The sequence below is a fragment of the Microbacterium sp. 05N427 genome (genome assembly GCF_056397105.1).
On sequence record NZ_JBFTMT010000010.1, the window covers coordinates 145,964 to 168,342 of the forward strand.

A 22,379-nucleotide genomic window follows, 5' to 3' on the forward strand; every position below is an offset into this window, starting at 1 on the left:
GGCGCCGGATAGGCTGGCCGGACCCGGAACCGGATCAGCCGTATCCGGAGAACGGCGCAGGAACCGGGGAGGCAGGATGTCGGCTCCCTCATCGTTGTCGCAGGGCCTCGCGCTGCTCGGGTCGGCCGTCGCGCGCGAGCAGGCCGGGCGGTCCGGGTTCAACGCCTCCCGTCTCGCCGATGCCACCGGGATCGAACGCAGCCGCGTGTCGCGCCTCACCCAGGAACTGCGCGCGCTGCGCTTCCTGCAGCGCGACGAGGATGCGGTCCTCCGTGCCGGCGACGCCTACTTCGGTATCGCCGTCGCCCTCGACGCCCCCTGGCTGAGGACCGGACGGCGGGAGCTGCGGACGTTGGCATCGACGTTGCGCATGACGGCGCGCATCTGCGCCGCCGATGGCGCGGCGGCGCTCGTGCTGCGCGCCGAGGCGGGCATCGGCGCCACAGATCTGTCCACCCGATACGGGACGGTCACCCCGATCTGGGGCACCGGCGCCGGCCGTGCGCTGCTCTGGGACCACTCCCCGGAACAGCTCGCCGAGCTGCTCCAGGATGTGCAGTTCGTCGGAGTCGGAGGACCCGCGGCGGCACGCACGATCGGGGAGGTGCAGGCTCTCCTCGAACGGGACAGGGCCGCCGGGGTGATCTCCGCCGTGGACGAGTACGCGGAAGGCGTGGCGGAGTTCGCGCTGCCGGTGTTCGGGCGCTCCGGGATCGTGGCATCGATCGCGATCAGCGGCGCCCCTCAGAGCTCTCGCCGCACGCGTGCGGCACTGACGGCCCTCGGCGAGGTCCACGACCGGCTCAGCATATCCGCGAGTGGTCAGTGAGTCCCGTGCGGTCCACGGCGTGCGCCGGGCGCTCCGAGTGCGGCCGAAAGCGTGTCCGCAGCCGCGACGCAGGCCGTCGCGAGCTCGGTTGTGCGCGGCTGCAGCGTCGGTCGCTCGCCGACGATCTGGACGGCGGCCGCAGCCTCACCGCGGAAGTCCCACACCGGCGCCGACACGGAGTAGAGGCCAGGCTCGGCCTCCTGATCCACGATCGCGTATCCGCGCTCCCTGGCCTTCCGGAGGCGACCGAGGAAGTCCTCCGCCGACGCGGGCGCGTTCGGGCCGGGGCTGGTGAACGAGGTGCGGGCGAACACGGTGCGCACCTCGTCGTCGCTCGCGTCCCACAGCACGGCCTGCCCCGCGTCGCTGCAGAACGCGGGGTAGGCGCGGCCGATCCAGGATCCGATCATGCGGGATCCCGCAGGGATGCTCTCCACGATCGTCAGCGTGCTGTCGCCCTGGAGGATGCCGAGGAAGCACGCCTCGCCGACCGAGGATGCCAGTTCGTCGAGCACCTCGAGCCCCGTGGTGCGCATCCGGCGGTCGGTCAGATCCTGTGCGGCCGCGTACCAGCCCCAGCTGAGGCGGTAGCGGTGGTCCTCGCCGCGAACGACGAGCCGCTGGTCGGCGAGGGCGGACAGCGTGCGGGAGACCTGCGAGCGCTCGCGGCCGAGAGCCTGCGCGACATCCTGGACCGAGGCACCTGCGGGGGAGTCGGGCAGGAGCTCTGCGAGTGCGGAGAGGACGTCGAAGCCGCGGCCCATGCTGGTCCTGACCTGGGCGAGATCTTCGGCGGTCGGCATGGCACGAGCGTACTCGACCGCCGTCCTTCGTCGTTCGCGGAACGGGGGCGGATCAGGTGGGGGCGATGATGCCGCCCGTCACGATCCTGGACGGCGGCCTGTCGACGGCCCTGGAGCAGCAGGGGATCGTCGTGGACGGTGCGCTGTGGACGGCGCGACTGCTTGCGGACGAGCCGGAGCGGATCGCGCGGGCGCACCGCGACTTCTTCGAAGCGGGGGCGGATGTCGCGACGACGGCGACATATCAGGCCAGCGAGCGCGGGTTCCTCGCCGCGGGATTCGATGCGGCCCAGGCCCGTGCCCTGATCCGCCGCGGGGTCACGATCGCCCGCGACGTGCGCGACGAGCTCGCGTCGGTGCGCCCCGGACTGCGGGTCGCGGCGTCCGTCGGCCCGTATGGCGCCGTGCTCGGCGACGGCTCGGAGTATCGCGGCGGCTACGGCCTCTCCGCGGCCCGGTTGCGGGACTTCCACGGTCCGCGGCTGGAGCTGCTCGCGGAAGCCGGACCGGATCTGTTCGCGGTGGAGACGATCCCCGATGTCGAGGAGGCGGTCGTGCTGGTCGCGCTGCTCGACGACATCGGGCTTCCGGCGTGGTTCAGCTACTCCGTGCGCGAAGCGGCCACCTGCGCCGGTCAGCCGCTCACCGAGGCCTTCGCCGCTCTCGCGGATTCATCCGCGCTGATCGCCGCAGGGGTCAACTGCTCGGAGCAGGCGGACATGCTCGGTGCGATCACGACGGCGGTGCAGGTCACAGGGCTTCCCGGCATCGCCTACCCGAACCGGGGCGGCATCTGGGACAGCGCCGCCAAGACCTGGTCGCAGGCGCACGCCGTCGACCACGCGCTGGTCGACGCCTGGGTCGCCGCCGGCGCCCGCTGCATCGGCGGCTGCTGCGGATACGGCCCGGCGGACATCGCCGGCCTCGCGAAGGCCGTCGCCTCAGTCCTTTCGTGATCCGGGGCTGTAGGCCTCGTTGGTGTGGGAGTCGATGATCGCCGTGCTCAGCGCCTCGATCGGCGCACGCGGAGCCGCCGGGTCGTCGATGAGGGCGAAGTCGAGGGTGTCCAGCCGCGGGAGGCCGAGCGTCGCGTCCGCGCGGACCAGATCGGGTGGCATCATCCCACCGGGGAAGACGGCGACGCCAAGGCCTGCGCGGACACCGGCAAGGACCCCGGCGATGTCCCGGACCGTGCAGGTCGCCTTCCAGCGTCGTCCCGCGGATTCGAGCGCGGCGACTGCGGCGGCGCGAGAATGACTCGGCCGGGGATACGTGACCAGAGGGACCACGTCGCTCGGGTCGAGTCGCAGTGACGGGTGTGCACCCCAGATCAGCTGCTCGCGCCGGACCACGTGGCCCTCCGCGATCCCGGGCTCCTGTCGCACGTAGACGAGATCGAGCACGCCGGCCCGCAGGCGTCGGACCAATGCGGCGGACTGTCCGACCGTGATCTCGACCTCGACGAGCGGGTTCTTCCGGCGGAAATCGCGGAGGATTCCGGGCAGGTGGGTGAGGGCGAGATCGTCAGCGGTGCCGAAACGCACCGTGGCGCGTTCCGCCGGGCCGGAGAAGTACGCATGCGCCTCATCGAGCACGGCGAGGCCGCGGCGCGCGAACGCGAGCATCGCCTCCCCGCCATCGGTAAGGGCGACGCTGTGGGTGTCCCGGGCGAAGAGTGCGCGGCCGGTCTGCTCCTCGAGGCGGCGGACGCGCTGGCTGACCGTCGGCTGGCTGATCCCGAGCTGCCGCCCGGCCTCCGAGAAGCTGCGGTTCTCCGCCACGGCGACGAAGCACCGCAGCAGATCCGGCTCGAACATGCGCGCTCCCGTTCCACCGGATCCTGGTCATTCACAGATCCGATAACAGTTATGTCGATAATTATCGTGAGTGATCGCGCGATCCTCCGTACCGTTGAGGGCATGTCTACCGTGTCGGGCGTGGATCATCCGATCACCGAGCCGCTGCCGGTGCTCGCGACCCGACCGACCTTCCGAGCAACGTTCTCTGCGCTGCGGGAGGTGAACTTCCGGCTCTACTTCGCCGGCCTCGCGGCGACCTCCGCGGCGGGATGGCTGGCACGGCTGGCCACCGATTCGCTGATGATCGAGCTCACCGGCGATGTCGGTCTCGTCGCTCTGGTCGTCGCGTCGCAGCTCCTGCCGTCCATYGTGCTCGGACCGTGGGGAGGTGTGCTCAGCGACCGCTTCGCACCCCGCCAGACGGTCCTGCTGACCCAGCTCCTCGTGGTGGTTTCGGCGCTCTTCCTGGGCGTGCCGGCGATCCTCGGCACGGCGGGCGTGCCGCTGATCGTCGCCTCCTCGCTCCTGCTCGGCGTCGCGGCGGCGTTCGAGGCACCGGCTCGCGCCGTGCTGCTCGTGCAGGTCGTCGGCACCCGCGCACTGCCCAACGCGATGAGTCTGAACGCCGCCGTGCAGCAGCTCGCCGGGATTCTCGGCGCGCTGCTCACCGCCGGCCTCGTCGCGATCATCGGATCCGGATGGGCACTCGTGGCAGCACCCCTCGGGCCGCTCGCGGGCATCGTGATGCTGCTCGGTATCCGGCGTTCCGCGCTGCACCCGGCGATCAAGGTCGCGGCAGGGCGGGGGCAGATACGAGAAGCCATCCGTTATGTGCAACGCAAGCCGGAGATCCGCACCGCACTGCTGCTGATCTCGTCGCTCGCGTTCTTCGCGCTGACGGCGTCGATCCTCATGGCCTGGGCGGCGAACGAGCGATACGGCCTCGGCACGCTGGGGTACACCCTGTTCCAGACCGCATCGGCGGTGGGCGCGCTGCTGGGCAGCCTGCTGGCGGCGCGCCGGCGTCAGCTGCGCCTCCGCGACAGTGCGCTGCTGCTCGCGGGCGCGGGGCTGATCTGGGCGTGCTCCGGCCTCGCGCCGGTCGCCGGGTTGTTCGTCGTCGGACTGGTCGCGTCGATGCTGATGCGGACAGCCTTCATGATCGGCAACGACTCGCTCACCCAGCTCTCGGCCAACGGCGCGATCCGCGGGCGGGTGGTGTCGCTCTACGTCGTGTGCATGACGGGCATGCAGGCGGCGGGGGCGCTCGCCGCGGGCTGGGCCGTGCATGCGCTGGGCGGCGAGCTCACGTTCCTGCTCGCAGGCGGTGCGCCCGCTGTCATCGCCCTCACCGTCGTGCTCGTGGACACCTTCCGCGGGCGCGCTCGCCGATCTGTCGCCTACGGGGCATGATCGGAGTGCATGGCGATCGAGGATCCTCATCCGTCGCATAGCTGACTCACAGGAGTTGCGTCGGGAGGACTCCGACCATGGATTCGGGCGCGCAGAGCGGGTCCGGGGGGAGGACGGACATGGCGGAGGCGGTGCCGCAGGACGGCGACGGGGCGGGGACTTCCGTCACGGTCTCTCTGCCCCTCGGTCTGCCGCCCATCGTGCGGGCCGACGGATCGCCCGCGCGGGCGCTCATGGTCGACGACGAGCAGGCGCTCGCCGCGGCCGTGGGCGGATCCCTCCGCGCCGACGGCTGGGAGGTGCGGGTCGAGCACCGCGGGCGCAGCGCCCTCATCGCCGTGCGCGAGTTCCAGCCCGACGTGGTCGTGCTCGACATCATGATGCCGGACATCGACGGGCTCGACACCCTGGAGCGGATCCGTGCGATCCGGCCCGAGATCCGGGTGCTGTTCCTCACCGCCCTGGACAGCCACGACGACCGCATCGCGGGGCTCCGCGCCGGTGGTGACGACTACCTCACGAAGCCCTTCGCGATCGCCGAGCTGCAGGCGAGGGTGCGCGTGCTTGCCCGCACGGCCGCGGCGATCGGGAGGCCCGCCGAGTCGCAGCTGCGGGTGGGGGACCTCGCGGTGGACAAGGCCGAAGCCACGGCCGAGCTCGGCGGATCCCCGCTCGAACTGACCCCCACGGAGTTCGAGCTGCTGCTGCTGCTCGCCAACAACGCCGGCCGCGTGCTGCGCCGGGCGCAGATCCTCGAGGCGGTCTGGGGCTATGACTTCGGCACGGAGTCGAACCTGGTCGAGGTGTACGTGTCGAGCCTGCGCCGCAAGCTCGCCGGATCCACGGTGCTGAACCTGGAGACCGTGCGGCTGGTCGGCTACGTGCTGCGGGTCGCGGACGGTGCGGGCGGCGGATCCGACCCGCTCCCCGAGGGATCCGACCCGCTCCCCGAGGGAGGCGCATGAGGCGCCCTCGCAGTCTGCGCCTGCAGGTGGTGCTCATCGCCTCGGCCCTCGTCGCGGCGGTGAGTATCGTCGTCGGCGTGGTCGCGGTGCTCTCGCTGCACGACTACATGCTGGGCCAGGTCGACGCGCGCCTGAACGGCGCGGCCGCGCGCGGAGCCGACATCGCCGGCGGGCGAGGGCCCGGATCCGCTCCTGGGGCGACGCCTCCGACGCCCGGAGCCACCCCGGCGCCGACGCCGTCCGCGCGTCCCAGCCGCAACGACGTGGTGGGCGCTCCCGGGCAGTCGGCCGGCACGATCACCGCGATCTTCCGCGAGGGCAGGTTCGAGCTCGGCGGCTGGATCGCCTCCGATGGGGTGCGGCACGATCTCACCGCCGCCCAGAAGAAGCTCCTCGCCGCGCGCCTTCCCACCGGATCCGCGAATCGCACCGCGCCGGTCACCCTCGACCTCGGCGGCTCGCTCGGGGACTACCGCGTCGCCGGGCGCACCACGCCCAGCGGCGTGGGCGTGGTCACCGCGCTGCCGCTCGATTCCGTCACGGCCGTGACCGGACGGCTGACGCTCGTGGTCGCGCTGGTCGGCCTCGCCTGCATCGTGCTCGCGATCGCTGCCGCCGCCGTCGCGATGGGGCGGGCCCTGCGACCGCTGCGGCGCGTCGCGCACACCGCGGCGGCCGTCACGGCGGTACCGCTGGATCGGGGCGAGGTGCGGCTCGCGGCGCGGGTCGACGCCCGCGACATCGCCTCCACCGCCGAGGTCGGCCAGGTGGGAACGGCGCTGAACGACATGCTCGACCACGTCGAGAGCGCCCTCGCCCAGCGCGAGGCCAGCGAGTCGACCATGCGGCGCTTCGTCGCCGACGCCAGCCATGAACTGCGCACCCCGCTCGCGACGATCCGCGCCTACGCGCAGCTCTCCGATCGCCCAGAGGCGGAGGAGCCCGAGATCCGCGGCAACGCCGCTCTCATCGACGTCGAGGGGGTGCGGATGGGCGCACTCATCGATCAGCTGCTCCTGCTCGCGCGCCTCGACGCGCTGCCCGCGCTCGCGCAGGACGAGGTCGATCTGCGGCTGCTGCTGGCCGAGGCCGTGCTCGCCGCACGCCTGGCCGGCCCCGACCACACGTGGATCCTGGAGCTCGGCGAGGATGCCGCGCTCGTCCGCGGCGACGCCGGGGATCTGCGCCGCGTGGTCGACAACCTGCTCGGCAACGCGCGCGTGCACACGCCGGAGGGGACGACCGTGCGCATGCGGCTGGATGAGGGCCGCACGGGCGATGAGGCGGGCGCGGCTGCAGAAAGGTCCGTCCGGATCACCGTCTCGGACGACGGCCCCGGACTCCCCGAGGCGGTCCGCGACACGGTGTTCGAGCGCTTCGCCCGCGGGGAGACCTCGCGTTCGCGCGAGGGCGGCGGCACCGGCCTCGGCATGGCGATCGCCCGCGCGGTGGTCGAAGCGCACGGCGGCAGGATCACGGTGGGGGCCGGTCCTGGCACGACTTTCGTGGTGACGCTTCCTGTCGCGGGGCCGGACACGGATCCGGACGCCGCCCGGCGGATTACGCTGGAGGGGTGACTGCGTACGTCTCGGCCTTCGATCTGTTCTCCATCGGTGTAGGACCTTCGAGCTCCCATACCGTGGGCCCGATGCGCGCCGGCGTCGACTTCGCCGCACGGCTCGCCGCGAGCGGCACGCTCGAGCAGGTGGCGCGGGTCACCTGCTCGCTCTACGGATCCCTCGGCGCGACCGGGCTCGGCCACGGCACGCCCGATGCGGTCGTCGCGGGCCTCCGCGGTCTCACGCCGGAGAGCTGCGATCCCGCCGATGTGCGCCGCGCGTGGGCCGACTGGGCCGATGGATCCTCGCTCGCGCTGAACGGCACGCACGACGTGGTCTTCGAGAAGGACGACATCACGTTCGAACCGCGCACGCGCCTGCCCGGCCATCCGAACGCGATGACTCTGCGCGCCCTCGACGCCGACGGGATCCACCTCGCACAGGAGACGTACTACTCGATCGGCGGCGGGTTCATCCGCCGCGACGGAGAGGACCAGGACCGGTCCCTGAGCGAGCGAAGCGAGACGAAGGGCGCCCACGAGTTCCCGTTCGGGTACCGGGACGCCGCCTCGCTGCTCGAGTTGTGCGATGAGAACGGGCTGACGATCGCCGAGCTCGCACGGCGCAACGAGACCGCGCTGCGCAGCGAGGAGGAGGTCGCGGCCGGCCTCGACGCGATCTGGAACGCCATGTCCGCCTGCGTCGACGCTGGTCTGCACGCCGAGGGCACGCTGCCGGGCATCCTCAAGGTCAAGCGCCGTGCCGGTGCGATCCGGGAGCAGCTGGACGAGGTCGAGTCCGACGGGCACCCCRCCGTCCCCGGCGAATGGCTGGGCGCATTCGCCCTGGCCGTGAACGAGGAGAACGCCGCGGGCGGGCGCGTGGTCACCGCCCCCACGAACGGCGCCGCGGGGATCCTGCCGGCCGTGGCGATGTACTGGTGGCGCTTCCTCGCCGACTCCGGTCTCGGGGCGGGCAACGCGGTCACCCCGTACGGCGAGCTGGTCGGCAGCGCCCTGCTGGGCTTCAGCGCGGAGGCCTCGCTCGTCGCGGTCGGCGCGCTCGAGGACCCCGAGGAGCTCGCCGAGGCCAACCGTCGGCGCGGCATCCGCCGGTTCCTGCTCACCGCGACCGCGCTCGGATCCCTGTTCAAGGCGAATGCTTCGATCTCGGGTGCTGAGGGCGGCTGCCAGGCGGAGGTCGGATCCGCGTGCGCGATGGCCGCGGGCGGGCTCACCGCGGTGATGGGCGGCACGAACCGGCAGATCGAGAACGCCGCGGAGATCGCGATGGAGCACCACCTCGGCCTCACGTGCGACCCGATCGGCGGACTCGTGCAGATCCCGTGCATCGAGCGCAATGCGATCGCCGCGTCCACCGCCGTGACCGCGGCGCGGCTGGCGCTGCGCGGCGACGGCCAGCACTACGTCTCGCTGGACGCCGTCGTCGAGACCATGCGGCAGACGGGCCTGGACATGTCGACGAAGTACAAGGAGACGAGCGAGGGCGGCCTCGCGGTCAACGTCATCGAGTGCTGAGCGCCCTCGCGGGGACCTCCGGCATCGGGCATGATGTGGTCATGTCGCGTCCGCTCAAGATCGTCCTCGCATCGCTCATGCTGGTCGCCGCCCTCCTCGGCCTGGCCGGTGCGCTCTCGCAGATCGTGCTGACGTATTACCTGCCCACCGCACAGGGGAGCGCGACGGAGCACACCACATTCTTCGGCCCCGCTGTCGTCGCGGCCGTGGTCGCCGGACTCCTCGTCGTGGTGCTGATCGTGCACCTGGTCCGCGCGCTCCGCAGCCCGCAGCGCGGATGGGAGTGGGCCGTCGCAGGAGTGCTCGCGGTGGTCGCGCTCGCGCTGCCCGTCCTCGTCTCGACGGTGCAGCGCCCGGTGTTCTGAGCGGACGCCCTCGCCGCCGGCATGCCCGCGGCATAGGGTGAAACGCATGACCACGACCAGGCGGCGCGGGCGTCCCAAGGGGGAATCCGGATCCAGGGAGCGGATCGTCGTCGCCGCGGAGCACGAGTTCGGCGAGAACGGCTACGACGGCGCCACGATCCGGGCGATCGCCGCGCGCGCCGGCGTCGACTCCGCGCTCGTGCACCACTACTTCGGCGCCAAGGCCGATCTGTTCGCGGAGGTGATCGGCATCCCGCTGCGGCCGGACGTCGACGTCCCCACGATCCTGGAAGGGCCGCGCGATGAGGTCGGCGAGCGCGTGGTGCGCTACGTGCTCGAGGCGTTCGAGCGGCCGGACGTGCGCCGGCGCGGAGTGACGATGATCCGCGTCGCACTCGGATCCAAGGTCATGTCGCCGCCGCTCGTGGGGTTCCTGTCCCGGGAGCTGATCGGCCGGATCACGGCACGACTGGAGACGCCCGACGCGGCTCTCCGCGCCACGCTCGTCGCCTCGCAGATCGCCGGGCTGATCGTGACCCGCTACGTGGCGCGCCTTCAGCCCATCGCCGACGCTTCCGTCGACGAGCTCGTCGCCCGGGTGGGCCCCACGGTTCAGCGCTACCTGTTCGAGTAGGACGTCCCTCTCGAGCTGGACGTCGCGTCGTCCTCCCGTCAGTTCGAGTCCGGTCGTGACTGTTCTCAGGATGGATTCGCCGGATCCGCGGAAAGCCGGCCCCGGCACGACGAGATCGCCCGATCCATCCTGAGAACGGTCGGGCAGGCTCGTAACCCTTGACCGCCGACCCGCGTGGATCCATAATTCATCACATGATGAATAACGCGGTGGTGATCGACGGGCTGCACGTGCGGCGCGGCCGACACGACGTGTTCGACGGCCTGGCGCTGACGATCCCGCGCGGCGAGGTGACCGGTCTTCTCGGCCCGTCCGGCTGCGGCAAGACCACGCTCATGCGCGCGATCGTGGGCGTGCAACGGATCCGCTCCGGCGAGGTCACGGTGCTCGGTGAGAAGGCCGGATCCGCCTCGCTGCGGCGTCGTGTCGCATACGGCACGCAGGGCGCAGCCGTGTACTCCGACCTCACGGTGCGGCAGAACCTGCGCTATTTCGCCGCGGTGCTCGGGGTCAGCCACGCCGATGCGGACCGCGTCATGGAGCAGGTCGGTCTGACGCCCTACGCCGGCCAGCGGGTCTCCGCGCTCAGCGGCGGGCAGGCGAACCGGGTGTCGCTCGGGGTCGCGCTGCTGGGATCGCCCGAGCTCGTCGTGCTGGACGAGCCGACCGTGGGACTGGACCCGGTGCTGCGGTCGGAGCTGTGGGACCTGTTCCGCCGGATCGCCGAGGCCGGCACGACGATGCTCGTCTCCAGCCACGTGATGGACGAGGCCCTGCGCTGCGACCGACTCCTGCTCATGCGTGAGGGGCGGATCGTGTCCGACACCACACCGGCCGAGCTGCTCGCCGACACGGGCAAGACGGATCCTGAGCAGGCTTTCCTGGTGCTGATCGCTCGCGACGAGGCCGCCGAGCCCGTCGACCGTCCGCATACCCGCCGGGAGCAGCGAGAGGCGGCGGCATCATGAACCCCCGCCGGATGTTCGCGACCGCGGGTCGGGTGCTCACCCAGCTGCGTCACGACCCGCGCTCGATCGCGCTGATGGTGGTCGCGCCGAGCCTGCTGGTCGGGCTCTTCGCCTGGCTCTTCACCGACACCAAGGGCGTGTTCGACACCTTCGGCGGGGCGATCCTGGGGCTCTTCCCGTTCATCGTGATGTTTCTGGTGAGCTCGATCACCACGCTGCGCGAACGGCGGTCCGGCACGCTCGAGCGGCTCATGACGACCCCGCTCGGCAAGGCCGACTTCGTGCTCGGCTACGCGCTCGCGTTCGGCCTGATGGCGGTGCTGCAGGCCGTGGTCACGGTCGCGTTCGCCGTGTACGTGTGCGGGCTCACCGTGGACGGTCCGCTCTGGCAGCTCGGGCTCGTCGCCGTCGTCGACGCGCTGCTGGGCACCTCGCTCGGTCTGCTCGCGAGCGCGTTCGCGCAGACCGAGTTCCAGGCCGTGCAGTTCATGCCCGTGCTGGTGTTCCCGCAGATCATCCTGGGCGGCCTGTTCATGCCGCGGGACAGGATGCCCGACGTGCTCTACACGATCTCGGACTGGCTGCCGCTCAGCCACGCGATCGACGCGATCCAGGCCGTGACCTCCGGCACCGGGGATTGGGATCTGTGGCGCCCGGTGCTGATCGTGGCGGGCTTCGCCGTGGCGTTCCTCGTGCTCGCACCGCTGACCCTGCGCCGGCGCACGTCCTAGTCGCGCCGGCGCGCGTCCTGGTCGCGTGCTGCCCGGTTCTTGGTGTGCCGGGTCGGCGCGGCCCGCCACGGATCCTCGGGCCAGGGATGCTTCGGATAGCGTCCGCGCATCTCGGCGCGCACCTGGGCATAGGGTCCCGACCAGAACGACGCGAGATCGTCGGTGACGGCGAGCGGTCGTCCGGCGGGGGAGAGCAGATGGAAGAGCACGGGCACGCGCCCTCCCACCAGGCGCGGCGTTTCGGACCAGCCGAAGCACTCCTGCAGCTTCACCGCGACCACCGGGCGTGCGCCGGGATCATCGTGCCATGGGTACGCGATCCGGACGCGGGATCCGGTCGGCACCTCGAGACGCTCCGGCGCGAGCGCATCGAACCCCGCGGCGGCGGGCCAGGGCAGCAGCCGGCGCAGCGCCGGGGCGAGATCGATCCTCGTCGTCGGAGTCCCGGTCGCGAGCGCGTCGATCTCGGGGCCGAGCCAGTCGTCGAGCGCCGCGGTCAGGGCGGCGTCGGAGACGTCGGGCCATCCGGATCCGAGCTCATGGTGCAGCAGGGCGAGTCTGCGGCGCAGCTGATCCGCGGCCTCCGACCAGGTGAACACCTCGAGTCCCTGCGCGTGCAGCGCGCGGCGCACCGCGTCGCGGCCCTCCTCCGCGCTCGGCCGGAGGGGAACCGACGAGCGCACGATCGCGCCGACCCTGCGCTCGCGCCGGGCGGTGACGCGGGCGCCGGCGAACTCCGCCTCCACGCGGTCCGTGACCAGGTGGTCGGCGGCGCGCTCCACGTGCGCCTCGGTGATCGCGGCAGCGGCCCGGATGACGGCTCCTGATGCGCCGGCCACCCGCCCGGAGGCGCGGGCGACGTCGGCGACGGCCAGCCATTCGACGTCTGCGAGGGGTGGCCGCACGCCCGCCCGGGTTCCTGATGCGAGCAGGAACGTCGCCCCGTCGGCCGTGCGTTCGACCCGCCAGGCCACGCGCGCCGGGAAGGCGAGCGCGATCACGAGTCCTGCCTCGTCGACGCCGTGCTGCGCCGATGAGGGCGGTGGCGCCGCGGGGAGGAAGCGCCGCAGCCGGTCGGCCTCCTGTGCCCAGCGGCGGGAGTCCGGACCCCGGCCGTTCCGCAGCGCGACGATCGCGGCGGCGACGTCCGCGTCCGGCACGCGCAGGTCTCCGCCGAGCAGGGCGACGACCTCTGCGGCCAGGCGGGCACCCACGAGACCGCTGCCCTCGATCAGGGCGCGGGCGAGGCGCGGGTCGACCGGGATCCGGGCCAGCGCGCGCCCTTCGGCGGTGGCGCGGCCATCGGCGTCTGTGGCGCCGAGGTCGTGCAGCACCGACTGCGCCTCGGCGAGGGCCTCGGCGGGGAGCGGGTCTATCAGTCGCAGCCCTGCGCCGCCGGGGGCGCCCCAGCATGCCAGAAGCAGTGCGGAATCGGCGAGGTCGGCGGTGGCGATCTCGGGGACAGGGCGAGCCGGCGCGGCGGCGAACGTCCGTTCGTCGAGACAGCGGATGACCGTGCCCGGTCCCTGACGTGTGGCACGCCCGGCGCGCTGCACGGCGGAGGAGCGGGCGGCGCCGGCGGTCACCAGGCCGCTCATGCCGCGTGCCGTGTCGCGCTGCGGGTACCGGGACAGGCCGCTGTCGACCACGAGGCGCACGCCGGGCACGGTGAGCGACGACTCGGCGAGCGAGGTGGTGACGATGATGCGCGGGGGCTCGGATGCGCGACGGCCGCGGATCACCGCATCCTGCTCCGCCGCCGGGATCTGCCCGTGCAGCTCACGGACGTCGAACGCCGGTCCGCGCTCGCGCAGCCGGCGCGCGATCTCGGCGACCTCGCGCGCGCCCGGTGCGAAGACCAGAACGTCCGCGGAGGGAACGTCGCGGACGAGTTCCCGCGCGGCGTCGCCTGCGGTGCGAGCCAAGTGATCGAGGAAGCCGCGGGTGACCCCGCGCTCGTCCAGCCGAGRCACGGGGCTCGGCGCCCAGCGCTCGGTGAGCGGGTGCGCAGGGACCGCGTGCTCGACGATCGGCGCCGGCGCGTCGGCTTTGCCGATCACGGAGGCGATCCGGGTCGCGTCGAGGGTGGCCGACATCGCGACGAGAGTCAGGTCGTCACGCAGCTCGCGCACCTCGCCGAGCAGGCCGATCAGGAGATCCGTCTCGAGGGCACGCTCGTGCACCTCGTCGATGACGACGGCATCCACGCCGTCCAGACCGGGATCGTCGAGCATCCGACGCAGCAGCACCCCCGCTGTCACGAACTCGACGCGTGTGTCGCGGCTCACGGCGCGCTCGCCGCGGACGGTGAAGCCGACCCTGGTTCCGAGCGGGGATCCGTCGAGCTGCGCGAGCCGGCGGGCCGCCGCGCGGGCCGCGACGCGGCGCGGCTGGGTGACGATCACGCGGCCCTGGGCGCGGGACGCCAGCAGCGGAGGGATCAGCGTCGTCTTGCCGGTGCCGGGCGGGGCGCTGATGACCAGCGCGGTGTCGGCCTCGAGCGCGGCGGCCACCTCGTCGAGCGCGGCGGCGAAGGACAGCGATGCGCCGATCGCACGCAGGTCGAAGGGCGCGGAGGTCATCCGTCCAGTCTGCCCCGAGACGGGATCCCGGGATGCCCCGGCGTGCGAACGGCGCTCGGACCCCGAGGGATCCGAGCGCCGTTCGCGAAGGGGGTTACTCGGCCGCCTCGGACTGTGCGAGGCCCGCGCCGAAGCCGCGGCCGATGGCCTGGCCCTGGATGATGCCGGCGAGGTCGAGGCCGGTCGCGGCGTGCACGCTGTCGAACACGCTGCGCAGAGCCCTCGCGTTGTCGCCGCCGACGACGCTCGATGCGCCGTCCTCGCCGGATCCGCCGATGATCGACACGTTGCCGATCGTGGAGTAGCCCTTGGCGAACTCGGCCATGATCGACGGCAGCACCTCGAGCACGCGCTGCGACAGGAACGCCTCCTGGTTGGACGCGATGGCCTTGGCCTCGGCTTCGACGGCCGCGGCGCGGGCCTCTCCCTCGGCGCGGATCGCTTCGGCCTCGGCGGTGGCGCGCACGCGACGGGCCTCGGCCTCCGCGTCGGCCTGGGCGCGCAGGGAGGTGGCCTCACCCGTGGCCTTGGCGACCGCGGCGGCCGCCTCGCCGTCGGCGCGGGCCTTGTCGGACTGGGCCTGCTGCTCGGCGATGCGGGTGGATGCCTCGGCCTGCTTGACCTGCTCGATCGCGGCGGCCTCGGCAGAGCGCTCGCGCGTGTAGAGCTCGGCCTGTGCGCGGGTCTCCGCCTCGTACCGCTGCGCGTCGGCGACGCGCTTGACGTCGGCGTCGAGCTGAGCCTGCTTGTTCTCGGCCTGCTGCTGCAGCACGGCCTGCTCGGACTGCGCGCGGGCGAGCTGTCCGGCCTGCTCGGCTTCGGCCCTGGCGCGACCGACGCCGGCGGCCGCGTTGGCGGTGTTGGTGTCGAGCGCGGTCTGCTCGACGAGGTTCGCCTCCTGGTTGGCGATGAACTTCTGGTTGATCGCACGGTCGGCGTTGGTCTGCGCGATCTCGGCGGCTTGACGCTTCGCCTGGATCTCCGGGGCGCCGAGCGACTGGATGTACCCGACCTTGTCTGTGATGCCCTTGATCTGGAACGAGTCGAGGATCAGGCCCTGCTCGGCGAGTTCCTGAGAGACGTCGGCGGCGATCTGGTCGGAGAACTTCTTGCGCTCCCGCATCAGCTCGACGACCGAGAGGGTCGCGACGATGCCGCGCAGGGCGCCTTCGAGCTGCTCGGTGGTGAACTGCTCGATCGCCTTGTCCTGCGAGGCGAAGCGCTCGGCGGCGCGGCGCACGAAGAGCGGGTCGGATCCGATCTTCACGATCGCGACGCCGTCGACGTTCAGCGTGACGCTGTCGAGCGACTGCGCCTCGGCGTTCAGCAGCACCTGGCGCGAGCGCAGGGAGATGACCTCGTGGCGCTGCGTGATCGGGTTGACGAGCGACTTGCCGTTCACGATGACGGTGACCGGAGATTCGGATATCTCCGAGCTCGTGGAGCCGTCGGGCAGCAGGGTCGCGCGCTGCACCTTCTGCTTGCGGCCCGAGATCACCAGCGCTTCGTCGGCGCGGGCGACCTTGATCCAGCTGCGCGCGAGCAGCAGCACGACGAGCAGGATGATGACGACGCCGACGATCGCGGCCCCGATGATGATGAGCAACCCGATGAGGGCGGCGGGGTCCATATGCACTCCTGTGTTCTCCGGTCGCGCCCGATGAGGGCGTCACGAACGACTATGCCAGAACCTATGAACCGGCCGTGAGGGATGTGGAACGTTCGCGCACTCGCGCACTCGCGCACTCGCGCATCCGCGCGGGCACACCGTCCTCAGGCCGCGAGGTCGAAGCGGGCTCTTCCGCCGAGGCGGGGCGTGCGTGCGGGATCCACGTGCGGCGGCGGGATGAACCACACCCTGCTGTGGCGCCCCTTGCCCTCGATCCGGATCTCCCAGTCGTTGTCGTGGATCCGATGGTGACAGTTCTCGCAGAGCAGGATCCCGTTCTCGAGGTCCGTCGGGCCCGCGTCGCGTTTCCACCAGCGGATGTGATGCGCGCGGGTCATCGACGGCGGGAGCCCGCACATCGCGCAGCCGCCGTCGCGTTCGGCGAGGGCGAGGCGCTGCGCCGTCGTATAGAACCGCAGGCGGCGCCCATAGTCGAGGACCTCGCGGTCGGTCCCGAGCACGCACGGGATGACGCCGCCGCTCGCGGCGAGCTGCCGAGCGGTGGCGATGCTGACGGGGAGGTCGGATCCGTCGATCGTCGCGTATCCGGTCCCGTCGGTGAGGTCCTTCAGATCGACCCGCACCACCACGGTCGCACCGGCCAGCGCGGGCGCCTCGTTCTCGCAGCCGACCGCATGCGCGCAGATCGCGCTGAGCGCCTCGGCCCGCAGTGCGGCGACCGAGCGATGGTCCGCATCGGGAGCATCCGGAGCCAGCTGGTTCTTCCGTGCGGCGAACAGCGCCGACACGTACCCGTTCACCGCGGCGACGATGGGCGCCCCGTGAGCGGCGTCGAAGTCGCCGTCGAGGTGGATCCGCCCGTCGCGCTCGAAGATCGACAGCGACTGGCGGTCGCGCTGCTCCTGCTCCCGTGGGGCGACCCCGTCGGGATCCAGCCATGCCTCCGCGCGCGTGACCAGCCGGCGCACATCGTCGTGCGACAGGCCGGCGGCCTTGTCCACGAGGAGTCGCTCCGCCTCGGCGGTCTGCGCCGCGCCGATCTTGACGCGCACGCGCTCGAGCAGGGCGAGGATCACGGCGAAGGCCTGTGCGGTCAGCGTGCCGGAGGCGAGCGCCTCCTGCGCGGCCGGGTACTTCGCGGGGACGCGGTCGCCGACCAGGTTCGTCCGCGGCGCCGTGGCCTCGCCGACCTTCACCAGCCGCGAGGCGTCGCCCGTGGTCGCACCGGTCGTGGTCGCGATGAGCTGTGCGGCGTTGCGGAACCCCTGCTCCTTCGCCAGCGAGTCCGCGCCCAGCTCGGTGCGGGACTCGTGCGCCACGCAGGCGGCGACCTCGGCGAGCATCGCCCCGGACCGGCGATGCAGCAGACCGAGCGCCTCCGTCACGGCCATCAGCTGCGTGCGGGAGAGATCACCCGCCTCGCGCGCGCCGTTCCACACCTCATCGAGACGCGTCAGCGCCTCGTGCAGTGGGTCGAGATGTCCGGTCATGCCTTGATTTTACGCGGGATTACAAGACATTCGAAGCTATCTACGAGATCTGTGGAGAACTTTCTCGCGGCTCCGCTTGTGGGGAACGAGTGGGCGCAGCCACGGCGGTCACCGGGCGCGGAGCTTCTCCGTCAGCGCTGTCAGAGTGCGCAGCTCCTCGTCGTCCAGCGTCGACATGCGCTCGGCGATCGAGCGACCGTGCGCGGTGGCGAGCTGGCGGAACGCGCGCGTTCCCGCCTCGGTCGCGTGCACGAGGGATCCGCGTCCGTCCTCCGGATCCGGGCACTTCTCCAGCAGTCCCCGCGTGACCATGCGGTCGACCAGTCGCGAGACGCTGGGCTGGCTGATCAGCATGTTCGCCGTGACTTCGCGCAGGCGGGCGGTGTGCGATGCGCAACGGGTGACGGTGAGCAGCACGTCGTACTCCGCAGCCGAGAGATCGGCGCCGTCGAAGTCGGTCGACATCTCGGCGAAGATCTCGTGCTGGGCGCGGAAGAGGGTCTCCCAGGCCGTCAGGGCCAGCTTCCGATCGCTCATCGCATCAGAATATCCGCCCGGGCGGACAAAGGGCCGCGCAGTAAAGGCCGGTCGGAGAGGCTTCCGACCGGCCTTTGTCCCTTTGCACCAAGAGTGTCCTGCAATCACATGCGGTGAGAGCCACAGCAAAACTTTCACCGTGCGATCACTGTATAACGGCGGGGTAACGAATGCAACGATCAGGTCACGGTCTGGGCGTATTCATAAGGTCTGATCCTGTCCCACGGGACCTGCAGATTCTCCCGGGCGGCTACACGGCGTCTGCCGGCTTGGACGCCTCGATCAGGTGCCTTGTCGATGTCGCGACGAACGGCTCTCCCGCACGCATCGTGCGATCGAGTTCGCGCAGCGGGAGCTCGTATTCGGCTGCGGAGAAGCCGGGAACCCACCAAACGCATTTCCGAAGGATCCAGACGACCGCGCCGACGTCGAAGAACTCCATCCGGCAGCGTGCGATGCGCAGATCCTCGACGACCAGGCCGACCGCTTCTGCCGCGGCCGCTTCGGCGTGGGCGTCCCGCCCCTTGCGCTGTTCCGGGAGCGGCCCGAGGAAGTGCTCGATGAGGTCGAAGGCGGAGGCCGCGCCCACGTGCTGCGCGAAGTAACGACCACCGGGTGTCAAGACGCGGTGGATCTCCGGCCAGTCTGGGCGCACCGGATGGCGCGAAGTGACGAGATCGAACGTGCCGTCAGGGAACGGCAGGGGCTCGTCCGCGGCCTCGACGACCTCGACGCCACGCGGACCCAGCAGCCCCCTGGCGCGCGCCGCGTTCGGCGCCCAGCCCTCGGTCACGATCATGCGCGGCGGGAGCACCGAGGCCTCGGCGAGCACCTCGCCGCCGCCGGTGTCGAGGTCGAGCGCCGAGCCGGCCTGGCGCAGGCGTTCCGCGAGGAGGCTCGCGTACCCCCAGGGCGGTCGCTCCTCGGTCGCGCGCCCGTCGAGCCAGCCGAAGCCCCACCCGTCCACGTCCGCGGCATCGGCCTCCGACACCAGTTCCTCGAAAGAGCGCATCCCACCACGCTATCCCGCACCCGGCGAAGGTACTGGGTGAATGGGATCACGAGCGATCTGTGAGGCTGCTTCCGCGTCAGTTTCTTCTTGGACGACGACCTCATCGAGGTAGTCGTTCTCAGCCATCCCGTGACTGGGCGACGACGGCAGGGCCGTGGGCGCCCGCGATGAGGCGCAGGCGGGGTGTCTTCTCGCCGGCGGTGATCCGGGTCCGGATCCGGTTCTCTCGTGGTGGCAACGCGCACGTGGTCATATCGCTGTACGCGCAGGGCAGGTTGCTGGCCCGGGTGAAGTCGACCATCACGGTCTCGCCGTCCGGGACCGGGCTGAGGACGACGTCGCGGCCCCAGGCGGTCGTCTCACGGCCCGAGGTGGCGTCGGTGAACGGCAGGCGCCAGCCGTTGCCGGACACGCTTTCGAAGACGGCGAGCTCATGCACGCGCTCGCCGACAGCGAAACGCAGCGTGCCGGGAGACTGCAGGAGATGAAGGAAGTCGCCCACCGCGGCGTCGACCTCGTACTCGCGCGGATCCGCGTGGAACACCGCGGGAATCACCCACGCCTTGTTCGGAGGGAACGTCGGGGTGTCCTCGAACCTTTCCAGGAACGGACTCGGCTGGAGTCGGCTTCGCAGAACCGCGTGGCCGCCGAGCCTGGTGAACTCCGCTGTGCCCCCGGCGAACTCGAGGGTGCCGTTTTCGCCGGGGTCGATGCGGGTCTCGCCGGCGAGGTCGACGTCGGCGTATCGAGCACGCTCCTCGGGATCGAGGGCGATGAGCACGGATCCGCGGATCGCGCGGAAGGATCCGGGGACCCTCGGCACGCGCTGCGGGCGTGCACCGAGCCAGTGCAGTCCGGTGTACGCGAGAGGTCCGTGCGGGTCCTGCCGGCGTAGGTCGAGATCGTCGTGCCACCGCTGCCACTCCTGCGTGAAGACATAGGAGCCGAGGCTCTCGGATCCGAGGTCGTCGGGTGGCGGATCGGCGGACATCGAGGCGGAGGAGAGCCCTGCGAACGTGGCGTCCGCCAGCTCTGAATACCATTCACCGGTCACCATGGCCCCTCTCCGCCCGATCCGGATGCCATCCGCAGGGGGATGGGCGCACGGCCTCGCAAGCCCGCCATGCCTCGTTCCCCTCTCGTGATGTCTGCTGTGCTCTTCTCACCGTGACGGTAGATCGCGGTCGTGCGCTCGGTGGCGGATGTCGTCACCCGACGTCATCGCGCGCAATAGTTCTGCACCTGGCGACACAGAGGAGTTCCGATCGCCGTCGCGGCGGCAGGCTGAGCGCCACGGAGCCGGCACGTGCCGCGCGCCGCCACATTGTCTCGAGCAGAAGCAGGGATCCGTCATGGCGACTCAGCAGATCGACCGGCCGAAAGGCGTGGAGAGCCACGGACGAGAGAGCGACGACCTCGACAGGGCCCACGCTCTCTCCGCGGAGGAGTTCAAACGGGCGTTCCGGGAGCACCCCGCGGGCGTCGCGCTGGTCACCGCGGAAGCGGGCGACGGACCGGTCGCGTTGACCGCCACCAGCGTGTTCTCGGTCAGTGCCGAACCTCCCCTCTTCGTGTTCTCGGTCTCCGATCAGTCGTCGGCTTCGACCACGATCAACAGCGCGGACACCCTGATCGTCCATCTGCTGTCTTCCGGACAGCTCGGCCTGGCGAAGCTGGGCGCCACCAGCGGCATCGATCGGTTCGCGGATCGCGCCATCTGGAATCGCTTGGACACGGGAGAGCCCTACTTCCCCGCGGCGCGCACGTGGATCCGGGGCCGTGTCCTGCATCGCGTGCGGGCGGGCACGTCCACGGTCGTGGTCGTCCATGCTCTCCACGCCGAACTCCCCGAGGCGTCAGGGACCGAGGCCGCAGCGACGCCGCTGGTCTACGTGGCGCGCACGTGGCACGCACTGGGGGAGCCGTCCCGGATCGAGTGACGGCGGCCGTTCACGTGCCGCAGTAGGTGCGGTGTCTCGGGCCGCCGTCGGGCGCGGGGCGGGCGTAGCGGCGATCCTGATGTCCCGCGCGCTCGTCGAAGGGGGCGCGGAGCAGCCCCAGCAGATGCGTGAACGGCAGCAGGTCGCCGTCGACCGCCGCCGTGAGCGCCTCGTCCAGGATGTGGTTGCGCGCGATGTACACGGGGTTGGTTCTGCGGATCAGGTCATCGTCCGGGCCGAGGGCGAGCCAGCGACGCAACCAGGCGTCGAGCTCGGGGACCGGACCGAGGAAGCGACTGCGAATCGGCCGTTGGTCGCCGACAGCGGCCGCCGCGAGGTCCCGCCAGAATCCCGTGAAGTCGATGGCATGCTCCGCGAGAATCGCGAGTGCCGCGTCGGTCAGGGCATCGACCTCCGCGTGGCCGACGCCCTGGCCGACGCCGAGCTTCCGGCGGAATGCCAGCGATCTGTGAGCGCGGAACCGGCCATCGAAGGCGGCGGTGATCTCGGCGGCCGTCCGTTCGGCCGTCGCCGGGTCGTTGTCGAGCAGCGGGGTGATCGCCTCCGCCAGGCGTTCGAGGTTCCAGCGCATGATGGCCGGCTGCCTGTCGTAGGCATAGCGGCCGAGCTCATCGATCGAGCTGAAGCGGGCGCTGGGCTCGTATGCATCCAGGAAGGCGCAGGGGCCGTAGTCGATGGTCTCGGCGGAGACCAGCACGTTGTCGGTGCTGAGAACTCCGTGGACGAATCCGATGCGCATCCAGTCCGCGGTCAGCGCGGCTGTTGCCTCGACGATCTCCGCGAGCAGCGCTCGATAGGGCTGCTGTGCGCCTGAGGCCTGCGGGTAGTGACGAGAGACGACATGGTCGGCGAGGCGTCTGAGCAGACCAGGGTCATCCTGCGCGCGGGCGTACTCGAACGAACCGAATCGCACATGGCTTCCCGCTGTGCGGGCGAGCACTGCGCCGGGCAGCACCTCGCCGTCCCGCTCGCGAGGGGCCCCGGTCGATACGACGGCGAGCGCTCTCGTCGTGGGGATGGCGAGCGCGTGCATCGCTTCGCCCATGAGGTACTCGCGAAGCATCGGCCCGATCGTGGCGAAGCCGTCGACGCGGGACATCGACGTCGGGCCGATGCCCTTGAGGTGCAGGTCTCGCAGACGGCCCTGTCGGTCGCGTCTCTCCCCGATGAGAACGGCGCGACCGTCGCCGAGAATCGGTCGGTACGTGCCCCATTGGTGGCCCGCGTAGACCTGAGCCACCGGGACCGTGCCGGCGGCCAGGGACTCCCCGGTGAGGAAGCGCACCCCGCCGTCCGACCGCAACCACCCGGGGTCCAGGTCGAGTTCCGCCGCGATCTCCTCGTTCAGGACGATGAGCCGCGGCTCGGGCGTCCGCGCAGGGGATGCGCGACGGGAGAGCTCGGGCAGGAGCTCGGCCCATACCTGCTCGAGGGTCGGAGGACGACGCGCTGCGTCAGGGGCGATCGGATGCGTCATGCGACGAGTCTCTTGCTCTGCCGCTAGGGGTGGATCGTGGGCGAAACCCGGCGACATGCGGCGGAACAATCCGTCGTGGAAGACGC

General features: G+C 71.4%; 20 protein-coding genes. 11 read left to right on the top strand and 9 right to left on the bottom strand.

The features are described from left to right. Positions 1–76: 76 nt before the first annotated feature. The gene (locus AC1DG4_RS11655) at positions 77–829 is read left to right on the top strand and encodes an IclR family transcriptional regulator domain-containing protein (RefSeq protein ID WP_477378326.1); all 753 of its coding nucleotides are present in this window, start codon (positions 77–79) and stop codon (positions 827–829) included. Here the strand turns inward: AC1DG4_RS11655 and AC1DG4_RS11660 are convergent. Next, a complete protein-coding gene (locus AC1DG4_RS11660; RefSeq protein ID WP_477378328.1) occupies positions 823–1,632 on the bottom strand; it encodes an IclR family transcriptional regulator in 810 nt (269 codons plus the stop codon). The genes AC1DG4_RS11655 and AC1DG4_RS11660 overlap by 7 nt on opposite strands. A 65-nt stretch (positions 1,633–1,697) precedes the next feature. On the opposite strand from AC1DG4_RS11660, the gene mmuM reads away from it, so the two are divergent. Beyond that, the gene (gene mmuM, locus AC1DG4_RS11665; protein WP_477378330.1) at positions 1,698–2,588 is read left to right on the top strand and encodes a homocysteine S-methyltransferase; all 891 of its coding nucleotides are present in this window, start codon (positions 1,698–1,700) and stop codon (positions 2,586–2,588) included. On the opposite strand, the gene AC1DG4_RS11670 is transcribed toward mmuM, so the two are convergent. Next, positions 2,574–3,449, bottom strand: coding sequence for a LysR family transcriptional regulator (locus AC1DG4_RS11670; RefSeq protein WP_477378332.1), 876 nt, complete (start codon positions 3,447–3,449; stop codon positions 2,574–2,576). The genes mmuM and AC1DG4_RS11670 overlap by 15 nt on opposite strands. A 102-nt stretch (positions 3,450–3,551) precedes the next feature. Between AC1DG4_RS11670 and AC1DG4_RS11675 the strand changes: the two genes are divergently transcribed. From AC1DG4_RS11675 to AC1DG4_RS11710, 8 genes are all read left to right on the top strand, one after another. Further along, positions 3,552–4,844: an MFS transporter gene (locus AC1DG4_RS11675; RefSeq protein WP_477378334.1), complete on the top strand. Its 1,293-nt coding sequence runs from the start codon at positions 3,552–3,554 to the stop codon at positions 4,842–4,844. A gap of 119 nt (positions 4,845–4,963) precedes the next feature. Next, entirely contained in the window at positions 4,964–5,809 is an 846-nt protein-coding gene (locus AC1DG4_RS11680; protein WP_477378336.1) for a response regulator transcription factor, read from the top strand. Continuing rightward, positions 5,806–7,386, top strand: a complete 1,581-nt coding sequence (locus tag AC1DG4_RS11685) for a sensor histidine kinase (protein WP_477378338.1) — start codon at positions 5,806–5,808, stop codon at positions 7,384–7,386. Before AC1DG4_RS11680 ends, AC1DG4_RS11685 begins: the two co-directional genes overlap by 4 nt. Next, a complete protein-coding gene (locus AC1DG4_RS11690) occupies positions 7,383–8,906 on the top strand; it encodes an L-serine ammonia-lyase, iron-sulfur-dependent, subunit alpha (protein WP_477421246.1) in 1,524 nt (507 codons plus the stop codon). Before AC1DG4_RS11685 ends, AC1DG4_RS11690 begins: the two co-directional genes overlap by 4 nt. Before the next feature lie 41 nt (positions 8,907–8,947). Continuing rightward, the gene (locus tag AC1DG4_RS11695; protein WP_477378342.1) at positions 8,948–9,271 is read left to right on the top strand and encodes a hypothetical protein; all 324 of its coding nucleotides are present in this window, start codon (positions 8,948–8,950) and stop codon (positions 9,269–9,271) included. A gap of 46 nt (positions 9,272–9,317) precedes the next feature. Continuing rightward, the gene (locus AC1DG4_RS11700) at positions 9,318–9,905 is read left to right on the top strand and encodes a TetR/AcrR family transcriptional regulator (protein ID WP_477378344.1); all 588 of its coding nucleotides are present in this window, start codon (positions 9,318–9,320) and stop codon (positions 9,903–9,905) included. Positions 9,906–10,099: 194 nt separating this feature from the next. After that, on the top strand, positions 10,100–10,873 hold the full coding sequence (locus AC1DG4_RS11705; RefSeq protein WP_477378346.1) for an ABC transporter ATP-binding protein: 774 nt from the start codon (positions 10,100–10,102) through the stop codon (positions 10,871–10,873). After that, positions 10,870–11,604, top strand: coding sequence for an ABC transporter permease (locus tag AC1DG4_RS11710; RefSeq protein ID WP_477378348.1), 735 nt, complete (start codon positions 10,870–10,872; stop codon positions 11,602–11,604). The genes AC1DG4_RS11705 and AC1DG4_RS11710 overlap by 4 nt, the downstream gene beginning before the upstream one ends. On the opposite strand, the gene hrpB is transcribed toward AC1DG4_RS11710, so the two are convergent. The 6 genes from hrpB to AC1DG4_RS11740 all read right to left on the bottom strand — a co-directional run bounded on the left by hrpB (position 11,601) and on the right by AC1DG4_RS11740 (position 19,909). Then, entirely contained in the window at positions 11,601–14,186 is a 2,586-nt protein-coding gene (gene hrpB / locus AC1DG4_RS11715) for an ATP-dependent helicase HrpB (RefSeq protein ID WP_477421247.1), read from the bottom strand. The two genes, AC1DG4_RS11710 and hrpB, sit on opposite strands and share 4 nt — an antisense overlap. Before the next feature lie 94 nt (positions 14,187–14,280). Continuing rightward, entirely contained in the window at positions 14,281–15,816 is a 1,536-nt protein-coding gene (locus tag AC1DG4_RS11720; RefSeq protein WP_477378351.1) for an SPFH domain-containing protein, read from the bottom strand. Between the two features lie 143 nt (positions 15,817–15,959). Next, positions 15,960–17,306: a DUF222 domain-containing protein gene (locus AC1DG4_RS11725; RefSeq protein WP_477378353.1), complete on the bottom strand. Its 1,347-nt coding sequence runs from the start codon at positions 17,304–17,306 to the stop codon at positions 15,960–15,962. 108 nt (positions 17,307–17,414) lie between these two features. Beyond that, positions 17,415–17,843 (bottom strand): MarR family winged helix-turn-helix transcriptional regulator, encoded by a 429-nt coding sequence (locus AC1DG4_RS11730; protein ID WP_477378355.1) that lies wholly within the window; start codon positions 17,841–17,843, stop codon positions 17,415–17,417. 250 nt (positions 17,844–18,093) lie between these two features. After that, positions 18,094–18,855 (bottom strand): class I SAM-dependent methyltransferase, encoded by a 762-nt coding sequence (locus AC1DG4_RS11735; RefSeq protein ID WP_477378356.1) that lies wholly within the window; start codon positions 18,853–18,855, stop codon positions 18,094–18,096. A 118-nt stretch (positions 18,856–18,973) separates the two neighbouring features. After that, positions 18,974–19,909 carry a DUF1684 domain-containing protein gene (locus AC1DG4_RS11740; RefSeq protein WP_477378358.1) on the bottom strand — a complete coding sequence of 312 codons (936 nt, stop codon included), beginning with the start codon at positions 19,907–19,909 and terminating at the stop codon, positions 18,974–18,976. Between the two features lie 298 nt (positions 19,910–20,207). On the opposite strand from AC1DG4_RS11740, the gene AC1DG4_RS11745 reads away from it, so the two are divergent. After that, the gene (locus AC1DG4_RS11745) at positions 20,208–20,795 is read left to right on the top strand and encodes a flavin reductase family protein (protein WP_477378360.1); all 588 of its coding nucleotides are present in this window, start codon (positions 20,208–20,210) and stop codon (positions 20,793–20,795) included. 10 nt (positions 20,796–20,805) lie between these two features. On the opposite strand, the gene AC1DG4_RS11750 is transcribed toward AC1DG4_RS11745, so the two are convergent. After that, positions 20,806–22,293, bottom strand: coding sequence for a protein adenylyltransferase SelO (locus tag AC1DG4_RS11750; protein ID WP_477378362.1), 1,488 nt, complete (start codon positions 22,291–22,293; stop codon positions 20,806–20,808). Positions 22,294–22,379 lie beyond the last annotated feature (86 nt).